We start from the raw sequence: 16,836 nt of genomic DNA on the forward strand, positions 1-16,836 counted from the left end.
AGCGATATTCCATGGCGTCCGTGATCGGCGGCGAAGCCGCGTTCATCGGGTCCTTGACCGAACTGATCGAGCTCAACTGGTCCACGGTGGACGCGCTCGCAGCAGCGCTCTCGCGGATGAGCCGACCAGGTGACAAGAGCCGGCTCGCGAGCTTCCTTCACGATCACGAGCGTCACCTCGAGGTGCTCGCCGCCCTGGCCCACGAGCTCGGCGAGCCGCCGGTGGAGAGCGCCGTCCGACCCAAGCTGAAGAGCAAGGCGCTGACGAACGGGATGGTCGGAGATCGCGCGATCCTCGAGGCGATGAGGCATTACGAGGAGGACAGCTGCGCTGCTTACGAGCGGATGATATCGTTCCGCGAAGGCCTCTCCGAGCGCGCGCGCGACGTCCTCCGGCACTCGCTCGCGGTGGAGCGGCGCCACCGGGACTGGTTCTCCGAGCAGCTCGACTCGCGACAAGGGCTTTTGCTGCTGCCGCTGTAGCGCGCGAGCGCCCTTTGGAAGACGCGGCTTTCTTCCGTCGTCTCGTGTATCATCGCGGCGATGATTCGCCCTCTCGTCCTTGCATCCCTTGGCGTCGCCCTTCTCCTCCTCGGCTGCGACGAGCCCCCGAAGCCCGTTACGGGAGCGGCCTCGGCCGCGCCTTCTGCTGCGAAACCCGCCGACGCGCCTCCCGCCGCGAGCCCCGCAGCCACGGCCAGCGCGCCGCCGAAGAAGCAAGAGGTGGTGTGCACCAAGAGCGATCCGGTGACCTTCTCTCATCCGGCGCTCGAGGCCAGGGTGCGGCAGCAGCTCCAGAAGCCCGAGGGGCCGATCAAGCGCGCCGAGCTCAAGAACATCAAGACCATGAACCTGTCGGACGCCCAGGGGCTCGACGAGCTCGATCCGTGCCTCTTCCCCGAGCTCACGGGTGTCAAAGGGCTCTACCTGCCGCCGGGCAAGATCGACGACCTCCGCCCGATCAAGGGCCTGCTCCGGCTGGAGTCGCTGCGCGTCTCGGCGACCCTGGTCAAGGACCTCTCGCCGCTCTCCGGCCTGGTCAAGCTCGACCGGCTCGACATCGGCCGCACGCCCGTCGCCGACCTCTCGCCGCTCGCCGGCCTCACCAGCCTCACCGAGCTCCAGCTCGATGAGACCGAGGTGACCGACGTGGGCCCGCTCGCCGGCCTGAAGAAGCTCGAGATGCTCCAGATGAAGCGGACGCGGGTGAGCGACGTGTCGCCGCTCCGCGAGCTCAAGAGCCTGAAGAACGTCTACCTCGAGGGCTCGCGGGTCGAGGACGCGAGCCCGCTCCGGTCGATCCCCGGGATCAAGATCCACGAAGGCTGAGGCGGCCGGCCCTCGCGCCGCCGCCGGCGTGCCGCGCGGAGCACTGCCGCGCGCGGGCCGCGCCGAGCGCCGCCATCGCGAGGAGCCCGAGCTGCCAGCCCGCCCCAGCGGAGCCCGCGGCGCCCGCGCCGGCCGCGCCGCACTCGCAGCGCAGCTGCCCGTGAACGCCGACGTTCGCGCCGGGCGCGCCCTCCTCCGCGTCTCCGGTGGCTGGAGCGCCCCCGGAGCCGGCCTCGCCAGCCCCGCCGGCGCCCGTGCCGCCGCCTTCGCCTGGCAGCGGCGGCGCGTCGATGACGTGGGGCACCGGCCCGGAGCCCTGCACCAGGAACGGGCGCGGCCGCAGCGCCGGCCCGAGCGGCAACGCGGCGAGCCTCGCTGCCGGCCACACGACGGCCTCGCCCGGATCGAGGTGCCACGCGCCGGCCACCTCGGCGTCCGGCACGGCCCGCCGCTCGGCGCCGTCGATCAGCCAGAGGGAGGCCGCGCCGTCGTCGCCGCGCACGAGCAGCGGCGACGATGGGAACGCGTCGCCCTCCGGCAGCGCCTGGAGCGCCGCGTCCGGCGCGATGGCGATGTCCCAGAACCGCGAGAACCCCCAGGCGTCCAGCGCGCCGTCGCCGCCGAGCGGCCGCCTCACGCCGGAGGGCAGATCGAGCGGGCACTCGAGGGCCCTCGGGCTCCCCTCGAGCTCCACCTCCTCGCCGCTCGATCCGTCGACCCCGTAGGCGTGGACCGCGTGGTCGCCCCCGAGCAGGCTGAGCGGCATCGGCGCCTCGAAGCCGTGCGCGCACGAGCCGAGCGGCTCGCAGAGGTCGTCGCGGCGCAGGTCCGCGGGGAAGCTGTAGCCCTCCGCGCCCTCCTCGGTCGCGGGCACGTCGAAGTAGAGCCGCGCGTCGCCCGGCGCGCTCTCCGCGTCCGGGTCGCGGGTCCACCCCGCGATACCGCTGCAGCCGGCGGCCTCGAGGGCGCCCTCGGGGGGCTCGTTGAGCAGCGCCTCGTACGAGGCGACGAGCGACGTGTAGGGCGGCACGTAGACCACGCCGACGCCGCTCACGGACTGCCGCACGTTGAAGTGCAGGTGAATGGTCGTCGGCGTGCTCCCGTAGACGTTGGACACCCGCCCGATGCGCTCTCCCCGCGACACGTCCTGGCCGGGCGAGACCTGGACATTCGACATGTGCAGGTAGTCGTAACGAGTCCCGTCCTCGCCGGTCAGGTAGACAGAGTAGCCGCCGACGCTCGTGATGGTGCCATCCACCACCGCGACGACCCAGTGTCTCCCCGCCTCGCACGTCGCCGGCCGGATGTCCTGCCCCTGGTGCCCTGTGCCGGAGGGGCAGAGAGGCATCTCCCACGAGCGCGACTCGCAGTAGTTGTCGTGCCACGGATAGGCGTAGTTGTCCGTATCGCACTGTCCACCGGCCGGGCCCGCGCTCCCGCCTTTGCCGTAGACTTGGGAGTTGGCGAACGCCGGGCCCTCCTCGAGCGGAAAGCGCATGGAGGGCGCATACACGACGTCGTCGGCGCGCCCCTCTCCCGAGCCTGAGAGGAGCTCGCCGGCCGGACGGTACGAGAACGGATCGGCCGCGGCGGCGCGCGGCGGGAGCGCGAGCGCGAGCGCGGCTGTCGCGATCAGCGAGGCCAGCGCGGCGGGGCGGGGGCGCGGCGGGCGGAGCGGGCGGAGCGGGCGGAGCGGGCGGAGCGGCGAGATCATGGCATGTCTCCCGCGGCCCTGGGCTCGTCGCCGCCCACATAGACGAGCCCCGAGGCGAGCTCGAGGAGGAGCGCGTCCGAGGCGCAGGCCGGCGCCTCCGGGGAGGCGCACTCGACGTCGAGCGCGTACGAGACGCCGTTCTCGATCCACGACGCGCTCCAGATACCCTCGTTCGCCGTGACGAACGCAGGCGCCCCGCGCACGGCGCGGGGCCCCCGGAACGGTGGAATGCTTGGATACTTGCGCGATAGGCGGGTCATCGTGAGCGAGACGGTGATCGCGTCCGTCTTTGCCCAGAACGAGGTCCAGTGCTCCCTGGCGACGAGGACGGGCGCCGCGAGGAGCTCGCGCCGCGACGGCACGAGCACCGGGACCCGCGAGGCCCTGGCGGCGTGGGCCGCCGTCTTCGGCAGCGCCGCGAGCGCGGTCCGGTCGACCGAGGCGGAAGGGGGCCAGGTAACGGCGGAGATCACCGGGGTTGCCGCCGCGGACAGCGGCTGGGCGGCCGCAGGGGCGGGCGGCGTCTCGGCGGGAGGCGCGGCCTGGTCGCACGCGGCGATCGCAACAGAGAGGAGGATAACAACAGCAGTGGGCGCGCCGCGCATGAGGCCTCGCGGAAGGGGACCCTCTATTCTAGTCGAAAATCGGCAGGTCTGCCCAAGAGGCGGTGGGGGGCGCGCAAGATGTCGCCAGGATGTGACCGGGACGCCTTGATGCTTTGCGTGATGGCGCCGTGGGAGAGCTGTCCGAGGGGGCTTCGGCTCGGCGTCCCCCCGTTCAGCCGCCGCTCGCCATCGTCAGCATGTCGTCCAGAAGGAGCTTGAGGTGCGGGCACTTGGCGTAAGCGACGCCGGGATCGAGCGCCCGGAACAGGTTGGTGCCGTCGATCACCTTTTTGTATCCCCTCTTCAGCTTCTCGCGATAGAGGCGATCAAGGAGTTTCGCTGGCGGCATGTCGAAGTTGACGGCCTCCGGCTGCGCGCACTTGCCCGGGAGCGCGCCGCGCACCTCCGCCGGAAGAATCGAGGGATTGGACAGCAGCCATGCCTCCGTCTCGTGCACCGCAAAATGCTGGCGGTACCTCGGATTCCGCACCTTGCTCTCGATGTCCTTTTTAAACCACGCGTATCGCTCGAGCGCCGTGGTCCTGTCCGCAGGGTAGATGGTCGGGCCGTACAGATCGAGCAGGCCGACCGCTCCCACGACACCCGCGCCCACTTTGCCGGTCAAGTTCAGCTCCACCTTCTTGGCGATCTCGTCATAGAAATCAGGCCAGCCCTCGAAGCGAACAGTCTTGATGCCGATGGGTTGCGGGACCCGTGGGTCGAGCCACCGCTTCAGGAACTCGGGTAATGCCTTCTCGGTGCGGCCCTCGACGAAGAGGACGATCTTCATACCATCCCCTCGAGCTCTCTCGAGCGGAACAGAGCGCCAAGCGTATATTGATCGAGCCACCGGCGGAGCTCATCCCCATCGATGATCGACAGACGTGTCTCGCCGTCCTGCCAGCGCGCCACCGTGGTCACTGGAGGCTCCCCGCCGAAGGCGTCTAGGAGCTGGTCAGAGTGCGTGGTCAAGACGACCTGGGAGCGCTCGGCCGCGTCGGCGGCGAGCTCTGCCACGATGGGCAGCATGCTCGGGTGGAGGCCCACCTCCGGCTCGTCGATCGCGATGAGATCGGCGGGACTGGGGCTTGCGAGGATGGCGAGCAGAAGGAGAAAGCGGACCGTGCCGTCCGACAGATCTGCGGCCGACTGCTCTGTTCGCAGAGACCTCCACCGGACACGGAGCTGTACACGCTGGTCCGCCGCCGGCGGGAAGACGAGCTCCTCGTAATCCTGGCTGAACGCCGCCCGCATCGCTTCATCGACCACCCTCTTGAAGTCGCGACTCCCCGTGTAGAGCGTGTGGAGCACCGGGATGAGGTTCTGCCCGTCCGCGGCGATACGGCGGTCCATCCTCGCCACGGCGGCCTGCCTGAGCGACGCCTGCTGATCGACGTGCACGTCATGATAGATCGACCAGCCCGATAACACGTCGCGGAACCCCAGCACCTGCGCGTTCCCAAACGGTCCTGCCAAGAGCGACAGCAGCGTCTGGTCGTCTGGTACGCTTCCCTCGTGCGCGGCCAGCTTGCGCTCCCGAGAATCGAACATCACAGCGTGGCCAGGACGCCTTTCAAGGAATTTCTTTGGTTCAGCTTTCTGGCCAATCTCCTTGAGATGATAGTTCGCCAGCTGCTCGTGCTCGATCCTGTACGCGCTCGTCCCACCGAGCCTCCGGAGGCGCAGCTCGTACGTCAGCGCCTCCTTGACGCGGTCTCGTCCTTCGCCGAGCGGGTCCGTCTTCATCGTCCAGGAGATCTCCTGCGCCGCACCATCCCAGAGGAGAGGAGCGATGCCACCCCACCGCAGCACCTCCTGAGGCAACTCGCCCAGTGCGCTTCTCTGGAGCAGTGCGAGCGCACGAAGCAAGTTTGACTTGCCAGAGCCATTGGGGCCGATGATGACGTTCAGTCGACCAGGCTGCCACGTCACGTCACGCAATGAGCGGAATCCAGCGATACTCAGCTTCTGGATACCCACGGTACGATCCTTTCTGTGAATTCGCTGTGCCGGGCGTGCTGGTCTGCGGGACAGGAGCTGCCGCCGGTGCCATCATCGAAGCGGCCGGCGTGTTCGAGCGCGTTGTAACACCGCCCCCTGGAGTTCGGCCAGCGCTGGACCCTCTCTGCCGGCCGACCGCCCCCTCAGAGCGTCGTCCCGCCCGCCGCGCGCGCGAGCGCCTGGTCGATCGCCCCCGGGCTGAACCCCACGAGGATCTGCCCCCGCACGTCGATGATCGGGATGCTCCCCCCGCGCTGGTGGCTCTTCGCGAGCTTGTCCTGCATCTCCGCGGCCGCGCCCGCGTCCTCCTCGATGTCCTTCACCACCGCGGCGATCCCCTTCGAGCGCAGGTAGTCCGCGGCCTGGTGGCACGGCTTGCACCACGAGGCGCCGTAGATGATCACCGTGACCCCCGCGAGGTGGCTCGGCGCGCCCGGCGCGCCAGCGCCCGCCGAGCCGCCGGGGCCCGGCGCCGCAGGCGGCGGCGCCGTCTTCGCGATGTGCTCGGCGCGCCGCTTCTCCAGCAGCGACTCCCATTCCCTCCGCGGCATCGTCCGGACCGCATACGTGCCGTCCGGCCGCTTCTGCGTCAGATCCGCGACGTAGAACGCGTCCCGCGTCCCCTCCGTCCGGTCCGAGAGCATGGCGCGGACGAGCGCGCGGCCCTCGGCCGGCACGTCGGCCGGATGCAGCTCGACGTGCGTGTCGCCCTTCTCGTCGATCCACGTCAGCATCAGGTTCGCCGTGTCGTCGCGGAGCTCGAGCGGCGGCAGCTCGGCGACGGCCTGCGCGGGCGTGGTGCCGTCGTCGCGCTTCTCCTTGCACGCCGGGCCGAGCGCCGCCGCGGCGAGCGCGAGCAGCACCCCCGCGACGCGAGCCCCCGCGACGCGCCCCCCCCGCGCGCCCCCCGCCCGCCGCTTCACGCCTCGCCTCCCGCCGTCGCCGAGGCCCCGAGCTCCTCGCTGAGCGCCATCCACTCCGCCATCGCCGCGTCGACGCGCTTCGCGAGCGCCTGCTCCTCGCGCGCCGCCGCCGCGAGCTTCGCCCAGTCGCCGCCCGGGTCCTGCTTCAGCGCCTCGCGCATCTCCGCGAGGTTCGCCTCGCCCGCCGCGATCTCCGCCTCCAGCTCCTTGACCCGCTTGCGCTTGCGCTCCGCCGCCCGCGCCGTCGCCTTGTCGCTCTCGAACGCCCGCCGGCGCGCCGCCGCGTCGCCCGCGCCCGCGTCGGGCGGCGGCGGCATCGTCGCGCCGCTCCGCCGCACCGCGCGGCCAGGCGCCTTCGCGCCCCGGTCCGCCGCCTCCGCCCGCGGCTCCTCGCGCGGCGGCGGCGCGCTCGCCGTCTTCCGCGCTCCCCGCGCGCCCTTCGCCCTCTCGCCCTCCTCGCGGGCGCGCTCCGCCGCCTCCGCCTCGGCCGCGAGCTTCTCGAGGTTGTCGCGGTAGTCGCGGAAGCCGCCGGGGTAGATGTCCACGCGCCCCTCGCGCACCGCGACGACGCGCGTCGTCACCGCCTCCAGGAACCTGCGGTCGTGCGAGACGAGCAGCACCGTGCCCTCGAAGCCCGCGAGCGCCTCCTCGAGGATCTCGGCGGCGGGGATGTCGAGGTGGTTCGTCGGCTCGTCGAGGAAGAGCAGGTTGCGCGGCTCGAGGAGCAGCTTGCCGAGCGCGAGCCGGCTCCGCTCGCCGCCGGAGAAGCCCTGCACCTTCCGGAGCGCGTCGTCCCCGTAGAACCGGAAGCGCGACAGGTACTGGCGTGTCGCGTCGACGTTCATGTCGGCCCGCACGCTGCGGATCTCCTCGACCGCGGTCCTCGACGGGTCGAGCGAGCCGAGGTGCTGGTCGAAGTAGCCCTGGCAGAGGTTCGTCCCGCGCCGCACGTCGCCCGCGTCCTCGGGCGCGCCCGCGCCGGCGAGCAGCTTGAGCAGCGTCGATTTGCCGGTCCCGTTGGGCCCCACGATGCCGACGCGGTCGCCGCGCCGCAGGAGGAGGTCCACGCCGGAGAAGAGCGTGCGCCCGCCGCGCGAGGCGCCGAGGCCGCGCGCGTCGAGCACGATGTCCCCGCTGCGCGGCGCGGGCGCGAACCGGAACCGGACCCTCTCGGCGGTCGCCCACACGTCCTCGGGCCGGTCGATCGTCTCGAGCTTCTCGAGCATCTTGCGCCGGCTCTGCGCCTGCTTCGTCTTCTGGCCGGCGATGTTGCGCCGGATGAAGTCCTCGGTCTTGGCGACGAACGCCTCCTGCCGCTCGGCGAGCTCCCGCTCCCGGGCGAGGTCCTCCTCGCGGGCGACGGCGTAGTCGCTGTACTTGAGCGGGTAGGCGCGGAAGCTGCGCTGCCCGAGCTCGAACGTGTGCGGGCAGACGGCGTCGAGGAACGCGCGGTCGTGCGAGACGCAGAGGAGCGCGCCGCCGAGGCCCGCGAGGTGCTTCTCGAGCCAGGTGATGGTCTCGATGTCGAGGTGGTTCGTGGGCTCGTCGAGCAGCAAGAGATCGGGCTCGATGGCGAGCACCACGCCGAGCTGCAGGCGCCCGCGCTCGCCGCCGGACAGGCTCGAGACGGGGCGATCCATGTCGGCGGGCGAGAACCCGAGGTGGGCCGCGATGATCTCCACGCGGCGCTCGAGGTCGTCGCCGCCCGCGATGTGGTAGCGGTCGGTGAGATCGCTGAGGCGGGCGAGATCGGCCTCGCTGCCGCTGGCGGCCGCGTGCTGCGCCGCGGTGAGGGCGTGGCGCAGCTCGAGCACCTCCGAGAACCCGGAGAGGAAGGCGTCGAGCACCGTGCCCTGGGCCGCGAGCTCGTGCGACTGCCGGAAGTACGCGAACCGGATCCCCTTGCGGATCACGACCGAGCCCGTGTCGGGGGTGAGCTCGCGGGTGACGAGGCGGAGCAGCGTCGATTTGCCCGCGCCGTTCGGGGCCACGAGCGCGGCGCGCTGGCCTTGCTCCAGGGAGAAGGTGATGCCCTGGAAGAGCCTGTCCGCGCCGTAACCGAAGCTGAGGTCGGCGACCTGGAGGACCGTCATTGCGGCCGAGTTCTAGCATGTGTCCGGCGCGCGCAAGGGCGCTCGGGGCGCGGGGCCCACGCCGCGCGGCCCACATCGCGTGGACAGCGTGGATGATCGTGGGCGCTCGCCGCGCAGGCGATGAAGAGGCGGGGGCGCGCCTCGCCCGCCCGGGCAGGCGAGGCGCTCGGGCTCAGCCCTCGGCCATGAGCGCCTTCACGGCCGGGCGCTCCATGATGCGGCCGAGCCATCCCTTCAGGTTCTTCAGCTCGGAGATGTCGATCTTGGCCGCCTGGAGGCCCCAGCCGAGCACGGACGCGAGGTCGAGATCCACCAGGGTACAGCGCTCGCCGGTGACGTACGGGCGGCCGTCGAGGCGGCCGTCGAGGATGCGGAGCAGGCCGCGCGCCTCGGTCATCGCCGCCTCGGCCTGCTTCGCGTCCTGCTGCTCCTTGGGGAACCAGTCGCTCGTGTTCTTGATGTAGCGGAACAGGGCGCTGGTCAGGTTGACCTGGCCCCAGACGAGCCACGTGAGGGCCATCAGCTGCTCGGGCGAGCCGGGGGCCGGCCACAGGCCCTTCTCGACGCCGTAGCGCTCGCCGAGGGCGATCTGGATCGCCGCCGACTCGAACATCGGGGTGCCGTCAATGACGAGGGTCGGCACCTGGCCATTGGGGTTGAGGGCGAGGAACTCCGGCTTCTTCTGGTCGCCGGCGCGCAGATCGACCCGGACGGCCTCGTGGGGGACACCGAGCTCGGCGAGCGTCAGGCGGATGCGCCCAGCGCTCGATTGGGGGGAGTAATAGAACGTGATGGTCATGGTTCGCCTCCGGCGCCCCTTCTAGTGGATCCGATTCGCCGCCGTCACGCTCATCGTGCATGGGACCGCCACGTTTCCTCGGGGCCCTGTCGAAACAGCGATGTTCCCACTTTGTCATGGGAAGCAAGAAATCGACAGAATCGGGCGGGGAGCGCGGGTGAGCGAGGGGGGTCGCTCAGGCGTCGATGGGCGTGAAGCGCGAAGAGGACAGTCGTCAGGACAACACGAGCGCTTCTTCTCTCCGGCCGTCTTCACGGTTTCACCACGCCCTCTCCGCGCGAAGCACAGACCTCGAACGACCGGACCTGATCCCGGCGCGGTGACATCACGTCAGTTCTCCTCAGCGGCGCATCCATCGCGATGGTGTCGTATCCTGCTGCACTGGAGCAGATCTTTCCTGTTGCGGGCGAAGAGGGGAGCGCGCCTCGCTCCCGCGGCACCGTCCTTGCCCGCAGCGGGGGCGCCGCGCCCCGCGCACTGCACTGGAGGCGCGCTCTGGAAGGAAAACACGATGCGCAAAATGCTTCTTCACTTTCACGTCGTTCCGATCCTCCTCGCCCTCGCCGGCGGCTGCTCCGGCGAGAGCAACCAGCAGCCCGACACCGGCGGCACGCAGACGGGCGGCACGCAGACCGGCGGTACGCAGTCGGAGCAGCCGCCGGGGCCGCTCGGGCCCGAGCAGCAGGCGGAGCTCAGCGCGCTGCTCGACGAGCAGGAGTCCTCGGCGAACATGACCGCGGAGGACTTCGCCTCGAGGTACGCTGTCCCCTTCGCCTCGGGCCTGCCCTACGCGCCTGCGGACGCCGAGGGCCTCTCGGTCGTCCAGGGCACCTCGCTCGCCCTCGACCAGGACGAGCTCGCGAAGCTCTCCGCGAACGGCTTCGTCATCTCGGAGAAGAAGACCTTTCCGACCTTCGCTTACGGCTACGCGAGCATCTACGCGCTCGACCTGCCGCTCTACGTCTCCGCCGACTCCATCCTGTACGCGGTCCACCGCTCGTACGACGCGATCCTGAAGGGCGTGGAGCTCGCCGCGCTCGCGCCCGAGCTAGGGGCGATGCTCGAGGAGATGCGCGCGCAGCTCGCCGCAGGGGCCGGCGGCGAGCTCGGCGCCGAGGCGCGCGCCGACGCCGACCTCTTCACGGCCGTGGCGCTCTCGCTGCTGAACGACGCGCCCGTCGCGCCCGTGGCGGGCGCCGACGCCGCGAAGATCGACGAGCTCGTCGCGGGCGCCAAGGCCCACCAGGGCGCGGGCAACGTGCGCCTCTTCGGCTCCGAGCGGATCATGGACTTCTCGCAGTTCGAGCCCCGCGGCCACTACACCGACTCGCCGGTGCTGCAGCGCTACTTCCGCAGCATGATGTGGCTCGGCCGCGTCGACTTCCGCTTCCTCGAGACCCAGCAGGACGGCACGCAGGTCCTGCAGCGGCGGCAGCTCGAGGGCGCCTATGTGCTGCGCGCCCTCGCCGACGAGAACACCCTCGCCCGGTACACGCGCATCGACGACACGGTCCAGGCCTTCGTCGGCGAGAGCGACACCATGACGCTGCCCGAGCTCGACGTCCTGCTCGCGGACCTCGGCCTCGCCGACGCAGCCGGCCTCGCCGGGCTCTCGGACGAGCAGATCATCGACGTCGTGGTGAAGAAGGGCCACGGGACGCAGCGGATCTCGAGCCACATCATGATCAACGGCCTCGGCAAGGGCACGATGCCCCTCTCGTCGAGCTTCGCGCTGCTCGGCCAGCGGTACGTCGTCGACTCGCACGTCTTCTCGAACGTGGTCTACGACCGGGTGAAGGGCGGCACCGTCAAGCGCATGATGCCGAGCCCGCTCGACGTGGGCTTCGCCGCGCTCGGCAACGATCAGGCGGGCCTGTTGCTCGCGCCCGAGCTCGGGCAGTTCCCCTACGCGCCGGACCTGCACATGATGCGCGTGCTCGTCGACGCGCACCCCGGCGACTTCTGGAGCAAGAACCTCTACAATCACTGGCTCGGCGCGCTGCGGGAGCTGTCGCCGTCGAAGGCGCTCGCCGACAACGCGGGGCTGCCGGCGGTGGCGAAGACCGAGGCGTGGGGCCGGCGCCTCCTGAACACCCAGCTCGCCTCGTGGGCCGAGCTCCGGCACGACACGCTGCTCTACGCCAAGCAGTCGTACACGGGCGGCGCCACGTGCGAGTTCCCGGACGCCTACGTCGACCCGTACCCGGCGTTCTTCGCGCGCATCGCCGATCTGGCCGAGCAGGGCGCCCGCGTGGTCGAGACGCTCGATCTGTCGGGCGGACCATCGCTGCCGGGCGCGCCGTCGTCGTCGCTGCTGGAGCAGCGGGTGCCGGCGTACTTCGCGCTCCTGCAGCGCGTCGCGCGGACGCTCGGCGAGATGGCCGAGAACGAGCGCGCCGGGGTGCCCCTCACGGCGGAGCACCTCGATTTCATCAACCAGGCCGTCCGGATCCAGAGCGGCTGCGGCTCGGACGTGGGGGCGGATGGCTGGTACGCCGAGCTCTTCTTCGACATGTCCCAGACCGTGATCCAGGACCCGACGATCGCCGACGTGCACACGCAGCCGACCGACGCGGGCGGGGCGCCGGTCGGGCGCGTGCTGCACGTGGGCACCGGCCTGCCGCGGCTCATGGTCGTCACCGCCGATCCCTGCGGCACGCCGCGCGCCTTCGTGGGGCTCGCCTCCTCGTACTTCGAGAAGATCACCGGGGACTTCCAGCGCATGACCGACGAGGCGTGGGCCGACGAGCTCCACCAGGCGACGCCTGACGACGTCGCCTGGATGAAGGACCTCGTCTCCCGCTGACCTCGCGTTCAGGGCTCGCGCCCGCAGGATCGAGCCCTGAAGTCTGTGCCGTGCTGTGCCGGCCAACCCGCCCGCGTGTCCGTGGGATCACGCCGAGCTGTGGAGGATCGCCGCCAGATGGCACAAAACTCTGCCCGGCGGCTCCGGACAGCCTCCGGGTTGAGTTTCAACTCTCCCGGCGGCTCCGGACAGCCTCCGGGTTGAGCTGAACGCAGCCGCCACGGTGGCCTCGCGCGCCGCTCCCCGGCGGCGCGGGGCGCGTCTCACGCGGCCGCGGCCGCCGCTCTCACGCGGCCGCGGCCGCCGCCAGGAACGCCTGCGAGAGCTCCGACGGCGCCGGCAGCGCCGCGCTCGCGAGCCCCCGCCGCGCCACCGCGAGCCAGCGCATCGGGTCGGCGACCGCGCCGCTCGCGATCGCCGCGAGCAGGCGGCGGCGCATCCAGTCCTTGCGGCGGTAGAAGCTCGTGCCGTGCTCGGCCGTCGGGCGCGGGACGTAGCTCGCCAGCGAGACGTGGGTCTTCTCGTGGAGCAGGAGATCCGCCAGCGCCGTGAAGGCGACCGCGTCGTCGCGCAGGAGCACCGCGGTGAGCAGCGCCCGCACCCGGGCCGACGCGAGGTTCACGCTGATCCCGCTCCCGTCGGTGTGCGCCATCTCGTCGGGGCCGTAGAGGTCCTGGTGCACCCAGATCGGCGACGCCGGGAGGTCCGCGGACTCGGAGATCGCCGCGTCGAGCCGCTCGATGATCGTCATGGCCGCGGCCACGGCGCGGACGCCGGGCACGTCGAGCGCGGTCTTGAGGAGCGCCTCGCGCGAGGTGCGGGGCATCGGGCACGGCGCGGCGCCCGGCGCCCGCGGAGGCGCCCCGGCGGCGGCCTGGAGGGGCTGCGACGCCGCGCCCTCGCTCGCGAGGCGCCGCCAGAACGCCTGCGCGAGCGGCTCGTCGAGCGCGAGGTACACGAGATCCCCGGGCCGCACGCCGGCGGCCTCCCGCCCCACGGCGGCGTCCGGCCCCGGACCGGAGGCGCCGAGCGGCCAGCGGGCGGTGCTGCGGACCTGGCTCGACGACAGCGACGGCGCGGCCTCCAGCGGGCGGAGCACGCCGGTCCGGTGCGCCTGGAGCAGCTCGCGCAGCGTCAGCGGCGCGCTCCGGTAGTGGACCTGGCCGAGCGGGGAGAGCGCCGCCCCCGAGGGCCGCTGGCCGGTGTCGACGACGATCGACCGGAAGAGGGGCGCGTCGAGCAGCCCGCTCGCGAAGCGGATGACCTGCTCGGGCGCCGCCACCGTGGGGGTGCGCGCGACCGGATCGAGCTCGTCCACCGCCTGCGCGGACGCGATCGTGATGCTCTCGCCGAGCAGCGCCGCGTGGAGGAGCCGGTCGAGGACCGAGGAGAGGCGGTGATCGACCGCGCGCAGGAGCTCGCGGTCGTACAGGGCGTCGCGCAGGACGAACCGCTCGAAGGCCGCGACGAGCGCCGCCTCGACCGCCGCGGACGCGGTCGCCGCGACCGCCGAGCGGCCCTTGTTGAGCGGCACGCCGAGCGGCAGCTCCGCGACCAGGCCGAAGCCCGCCGCCGTGATCGCCCGCGCCAGCTCGCGGTGAAGCCCGAGCTCGGGGCCAGGGAAGGGATCGATCCGCGTCGCCACCGTGAGCCCCTTCTGGGTGATCGTGAGCTGCGGCTCGATGCCGTCGCCCCGGCCCACGAACAGCTCGACCGCGCCGCAGAGCCCGCCCGACGGCGGGAGCCGGAGCGGCACCTCCGCGGCGCGGCGGAGGCGCCCGCGCGCCGTGTTGACGAGCGCGCCGTCCACGTAGATCCGCGCGACGGTCGCGTCGACCAGCCCCACCGCCGCGGTGACCTCCGCGGCGAGCGCGGGCCGCGAGATCGGCTGCGAGAGCGACAGCCTCACCGAGGTGCCCGTCGTCGGGCGGCGCGGCGGCTCGGAGGCGCGCTCGTCGACACGGCGCGCAGCGGCGCCCGCGCGGCCGCCGTCCGCGTACGGCGCGGGCGGGGGGCGGGGCAGGGACAGGAGCGTCCACGAGAAGTCCTCGTAGGGCGGCCCCCCGCCGAGCGGCGCGACGAGCAGCCGGTGCCCGCCCGAGGGCGTCGCCGTGACCACCTCGATCCACGGCGCGATCTCGAGCACGGAGAAGAAGCCGATCCCGTGCTCGCCGATCGCGTCGGGCTCGCCCGCCTTGCCGCTCCGGAAGGGCACGAGCAGGTCGGCGAGGAGCTCGGTCCGGCTCATGCCGCGGCCTTGATCGGTGACCGAGATCTCGCGCCCGTCCTCGGACGAGCGGACGTCGATGCGGGCGCCCGGCGGCGACGCGTCGAGCGCGTTCTGGAGCAGCTCGCGGAGCGGGCCGATCCGCGACGACGCCTGCGCGTAGATGGTGCGGGAGAGGATGCGCTGCGCGAGGTCGGGCACCGTCGCCTCGCCGCGGCAGGCGGCGACGAGCGCGAGGCGCTCCGCGCTGCTCGCCTGCAAGTAGGCCTCGGCGCGCCCGTGGATCCGCACGAGCAAGAGCTCCGAGAAAAGCCCGTACGAGATCTGGGTCATGGCTCGCCTCCAGACGTCCTTTCGCCGGGCCGGGGCGCCGCGAAGGCCGCCCCGTCCACGGGTTCGCCGACGATGAGATCGCGCTCAAGATCGGCCTCGCGCACCCCGGAGGCCCGGTCGAAGGCGGCCCGCAGCGCGTACCAGTCGCTCCAGCCCGAGGGGCGCCGCACCGCCGCGCTGTCGTCGCGGATGAGCAGGAGCCGGCGCGTGCCGAGGCACGGCAGCGGCCCCGCCGGCCGCCGCCCCGGGGCGTCGGGGAGCGGCGGCACGCCCGGCGCCCGGCGCGCCGCCGCGCCCGCGCCGCGGTCCGGCTGGAGCCGGCTCCGGCAGAGGGCGACCATCGTCGTGTGCGGGCTCGTCGCCCGCGCGACGAGCAGCGGCAGCCCGGAGAGGTCGCCGCGGCGCCGCGCCAGGGCCGAGAGCGTCTCCGGCGCGTCGATCTCGAGCTCGTCCTCGAGCAGCTCGCGCTCGCCGGGCAGGTGCGGCTGCCACTCGCGCTCCGCCCAGAAGCTCTCCGGCACGAACAGCCGCTCGGCCACGCTCGGCCCGAGGAACCCGAGCAGCGCCTCGCGCCGCTCGGGGGTCACCATGCAGCGCCCGGGGCCGAGCAGGGCGCGCGCGAGATCGAGGGCGACCTCGTCCCAGCCCGCGGATTGCAGCATGAGCGCGCTGATCTGGGCGGCCATCTCGGCGAGCCTGTCGCGCGTGCGCCGGCCCTCGCCGCTCGCCGCGGCGAGCTCGATGAGGCGCCGGTAGAAGGCCGTCGCGACCGCGGTGAACTCGGGCCCGACCTTGAGCGCGTCCCGCCCCTCGGTCAGCTCCACGGCGGCCGGGAAATCGATGAGCGCGAGCTCGGCGAGGGCGAGGCAGGCGTCGACCTTGACCCCGGCGTGGAAGGTGGCCGCCGAGATGCTCGGGAGCAGCCCTCGCCCGCCGACGTGGAACCGCGCGAGGAGCGCGTCGCCGCGCTCCCCCTCGAGGTGGGCCCGCGCCTCCAGCGCGGCCGCGCCGGGGGGCTCTGGCGCGACCGCGACCCGCTCCTGGATGAGCTGCCCGCCGGAGATCAGCCGGCCGTCGTTCACGGCCGCGCCGTCGAGCAGCACGAGGGCGCGGCTCGCGGGGAAGAAGTGGAGCGCGTCGCGCAGGTACGCGCGGACCGTCGCCGTCTCGAGCAGCGCCGAGGTGACGCGCACGCGCGTCCCGAGCAGCGGCGCGATCCGGCGCACCGAGCACATCAGGGCGGCGGTGAGCTCGGGCGACGCGCGGCCGCTGGCTTGCCCGAGCTCCTCCGAGGCGCTCGCAGGCGCGCTGCCCGCGTCGCCCGCGCTGGGCCAGGCCACGACGCGGATCGCCCATCCCTCGACGCCGTCGCCGGTGGTGACGTGCAAGCTGAAGCTCTCCGGATCCGAGAGCCCCAGCCCGAGCACGGAAAAGAACCCGACCCCGAACCGGCCGAGATCGATCCCTGGCCGCTTGTCCGTCGCGAACGGGATGAGCAGCCGTGAGAGGATTGCCCGGAGCCCCATGCCGGCGCCGGCGTCGCTGACCTCGACGCGCCCGTCGGTGACGGCGACGTCGACGACGGGCTGCGGCGCGCGGGCCGCGTCGGCCGCGTTGAGCACGAGCTCGATGAGCGGCCGGAGCGGATGCCCGAACTGCCGGCAGATCTCCTCGTCGAGGATCTTGAGCAGGTAGGCGCGGTCGATGGGCGGCTCCGCGAGGTCGCGCTGCCCCGCGCACAGCGCCTCGAGCGCGGGGCGGTGCAGGCCGACGGCGACGAGCTCGTGCAGCGCCCCCAGAAAGTACAGCCCGGCGTCGCCCGGCAAAGGCGCGGCGCGTCGGTTGCCGCCCCCGTCACCCCCCGCTCCGTAGTGCGCGTGCACGCTCGACTGCTCCCCCTCACGCCCGCCCTCGACATGCCCCTGCGCGAAGTGCGCGCACCCACCGTGCGAATGCGCGCCGAGTGAGCGCCGAGTGGCGGACGAGCGACGGCGCTTTCACCGCCCG

The 16,836-nt window shown here is 72.5% G+C and carries 12 protein-coding genes; 3 read left to right on the forward strand and 9 right to left on the reverse strand.

What is annotated here, in order from left to right; translation table 11 throughout:
• Positions 1-11 precede the first annotated feature (11 nt).
• Together ACSRUE_RS15855 and ACSRUE_RS15860 are read left to right on the forward strand one after the other, a co-directional pair.
• Entirely contained in the window at positions 12-482 is a 471-nt protein-coding gene (locus tag ACSRUE_RS15855) for a ferritin-like domain-containing protein (protein WP_437324392.1), read from the forward strand.
• A 240-nt stretch (positions 483-722) separates the two neighbouring features.
• On the forward strand, positions 723-1,328 hold the full coding sequence (locus tag ACSRUE_RS15860) for a leucine-rich repeat domain-containing protein (RefSeq protein ID WP_437765019.1): 606 nt from the start codon (positions 723-725) through the stop codon (positions 1,326-1,328).
• On the opposite strand, the gene ACSRUE_RS15865 is transcribed toward ACSRUE_RS15860, so the two are convergent.
• From ACSRUE_RS15865 to ACSRUE_RS15895, 7 genes are all read right to left on the reverse strand, one after another.
• Positions 1,309-3,042: a M23 family metallopeptidase gene (locus ACSRUE_RS15865; RefSeq protein WP_441291727.1), complete on the reverse strand. Its 1,734-nt coding sequence runs from the start codon at positions 3,040-3,042 to the stop codon at positions 1,309-1,311. The two genes, ACSRUE_RS15860 and ACSRUE_RS15865, sit on opposite strands and share 20 nt — an antisense overlap.
• Positions 3,039-3,515: a hypothetical protein gene (locus ACSRUE_RS15870; RefSeq protein ID WP_441291728.1), complete on the reverse strand. Its 477-nt coding sequence runs from the start codon at positions 3,513-3,515 to the stop codon at positions 3,039-3,041. The genes ACSRUE_RS15865 and ACSRUE_RS15870 overlap by 4 nt, the downstream gene beginning before the upstream one ends.
• A 304-nt stretch (positions 3,516-3,819) precedes the next feature.
• On the reverse strand, positions 3,820-4,437 hold the full coding sequence (locus ACSRUE_RS15875) for a DUF4276 family protein (protein WP_437765022.1): 618 nt from the start codon (positions 4,435-4,437) through the stop codon (positions 3,820-3,822).
• Entirely contained in the window at positions 4,434-5,627 is a 1,194-nt protein-coding gene (locus ACSRUE_RS15880) for an AAA family ATPase (protein ID WP_441291729.1), read from the reverse strand. Before ACSRUE_RS15880 ends, ACSRUE_RS15875 begins: the two co-directional genes overlap by 4 nt.
• Before the next feature lie 164 nt (positions 5,628-5,791).
• Entirely contained in the window at positions 5,792-6,571 is a 780-nt protein-coding gene (locus ACSRUE_RS15885; RefSeq protein ID WP_441291730.1) for a glutaredoxin domain-containing protein, read from the reverse strand.
• On the reverse strand, positions 6,568-8,664 hold the full coding sequence (locus ACSRUE_RS15890) for an ABC-F family ATP-binding cassette domain-containing protein (RefSeq protein ID WP_441291731.1): 2,097 nt from the start codon (positions 8,662-8,664) through the stop codon (positions 6,568-6,570). Before ACSRUE_RS15890 ends, ACSRUE_RS15885 begins: the two co-directional genes overlap by 4 nt.
• Before the next feature lie 172 nt (positions 8,665-8,836).
• Complete coding sequence (locus ACSRUE_RS15895) at positions 8,837-9,463, reverse strand: glutathione S-transferase family protein (RefSeq protein ID WP_437765026.1); 627 nt, start codon at positions 9,461-9,463, stop codon at positions 8,837-8,839.
• 511 nt (positions 9,464-9,974) lie between these two features.
• Between ACSRUE_RS15895 and ACSRUE_RS15900 the strand changes: the two genes are divergently transcribed.
• Entirely contained in the window at positions 9,975-12,269 is a 2,295-nt protein-coding gene (locus ACSRUE_RS15900) for a DUF3160 domain-containing protein (RefSeq protein WP_441291732.1), read from the forward strand.
• Between the two features lie 286 nt (positions 12,270-12,555).
• On the opposite strand, the gene ACSRUE_RS15905 is transcribed toward ACSRUE_RS15900, so the two are convergent.
• Both ACSRUE_RS15905 and ACSRUE_RS15910 read right to left on the reverse strand, forming a co-directional pair.
• On the reverse strand, positions 12,556-14,829 hold the full coding sequence (locus ACSRUE_RS15905; protein ID WP_441291733.1) for an ATP-binding protein: 2,274 nt from the start codon (positions 14,827-14,829) through the stop codon (positions 12,556-12,558).
• Positions 14,826-16,712 carry an ATP-binding protein gene (locus ACSRUE_RS15910; protein ID WP_441291734.1) on the reverse strand — a complete coding sequence of 629 codons (1,887 nt, stop codon included), beginning with the start codon at positions 16,710-16,712 and terminating at the stop codon, positions 14,826-14,828. Before ACSRUE_RS15910 ends, ACSRUE_RS15905 begins: the two co-directional genes overlap by 4 nt.
• Positions 16,713-16,836 lie beyond the last annotated feature (124 nt).

Source organism: Sorangium sp. KYC3313, assembly GCF_052075895.1.
In the GTDB taxonomy this organism is placed as follows: Bacteria; Myxococcota_A; Polyangia; order Polyangiales; family Polyangiaceae; genus Sorangium; species Sorangium cellulosum_B.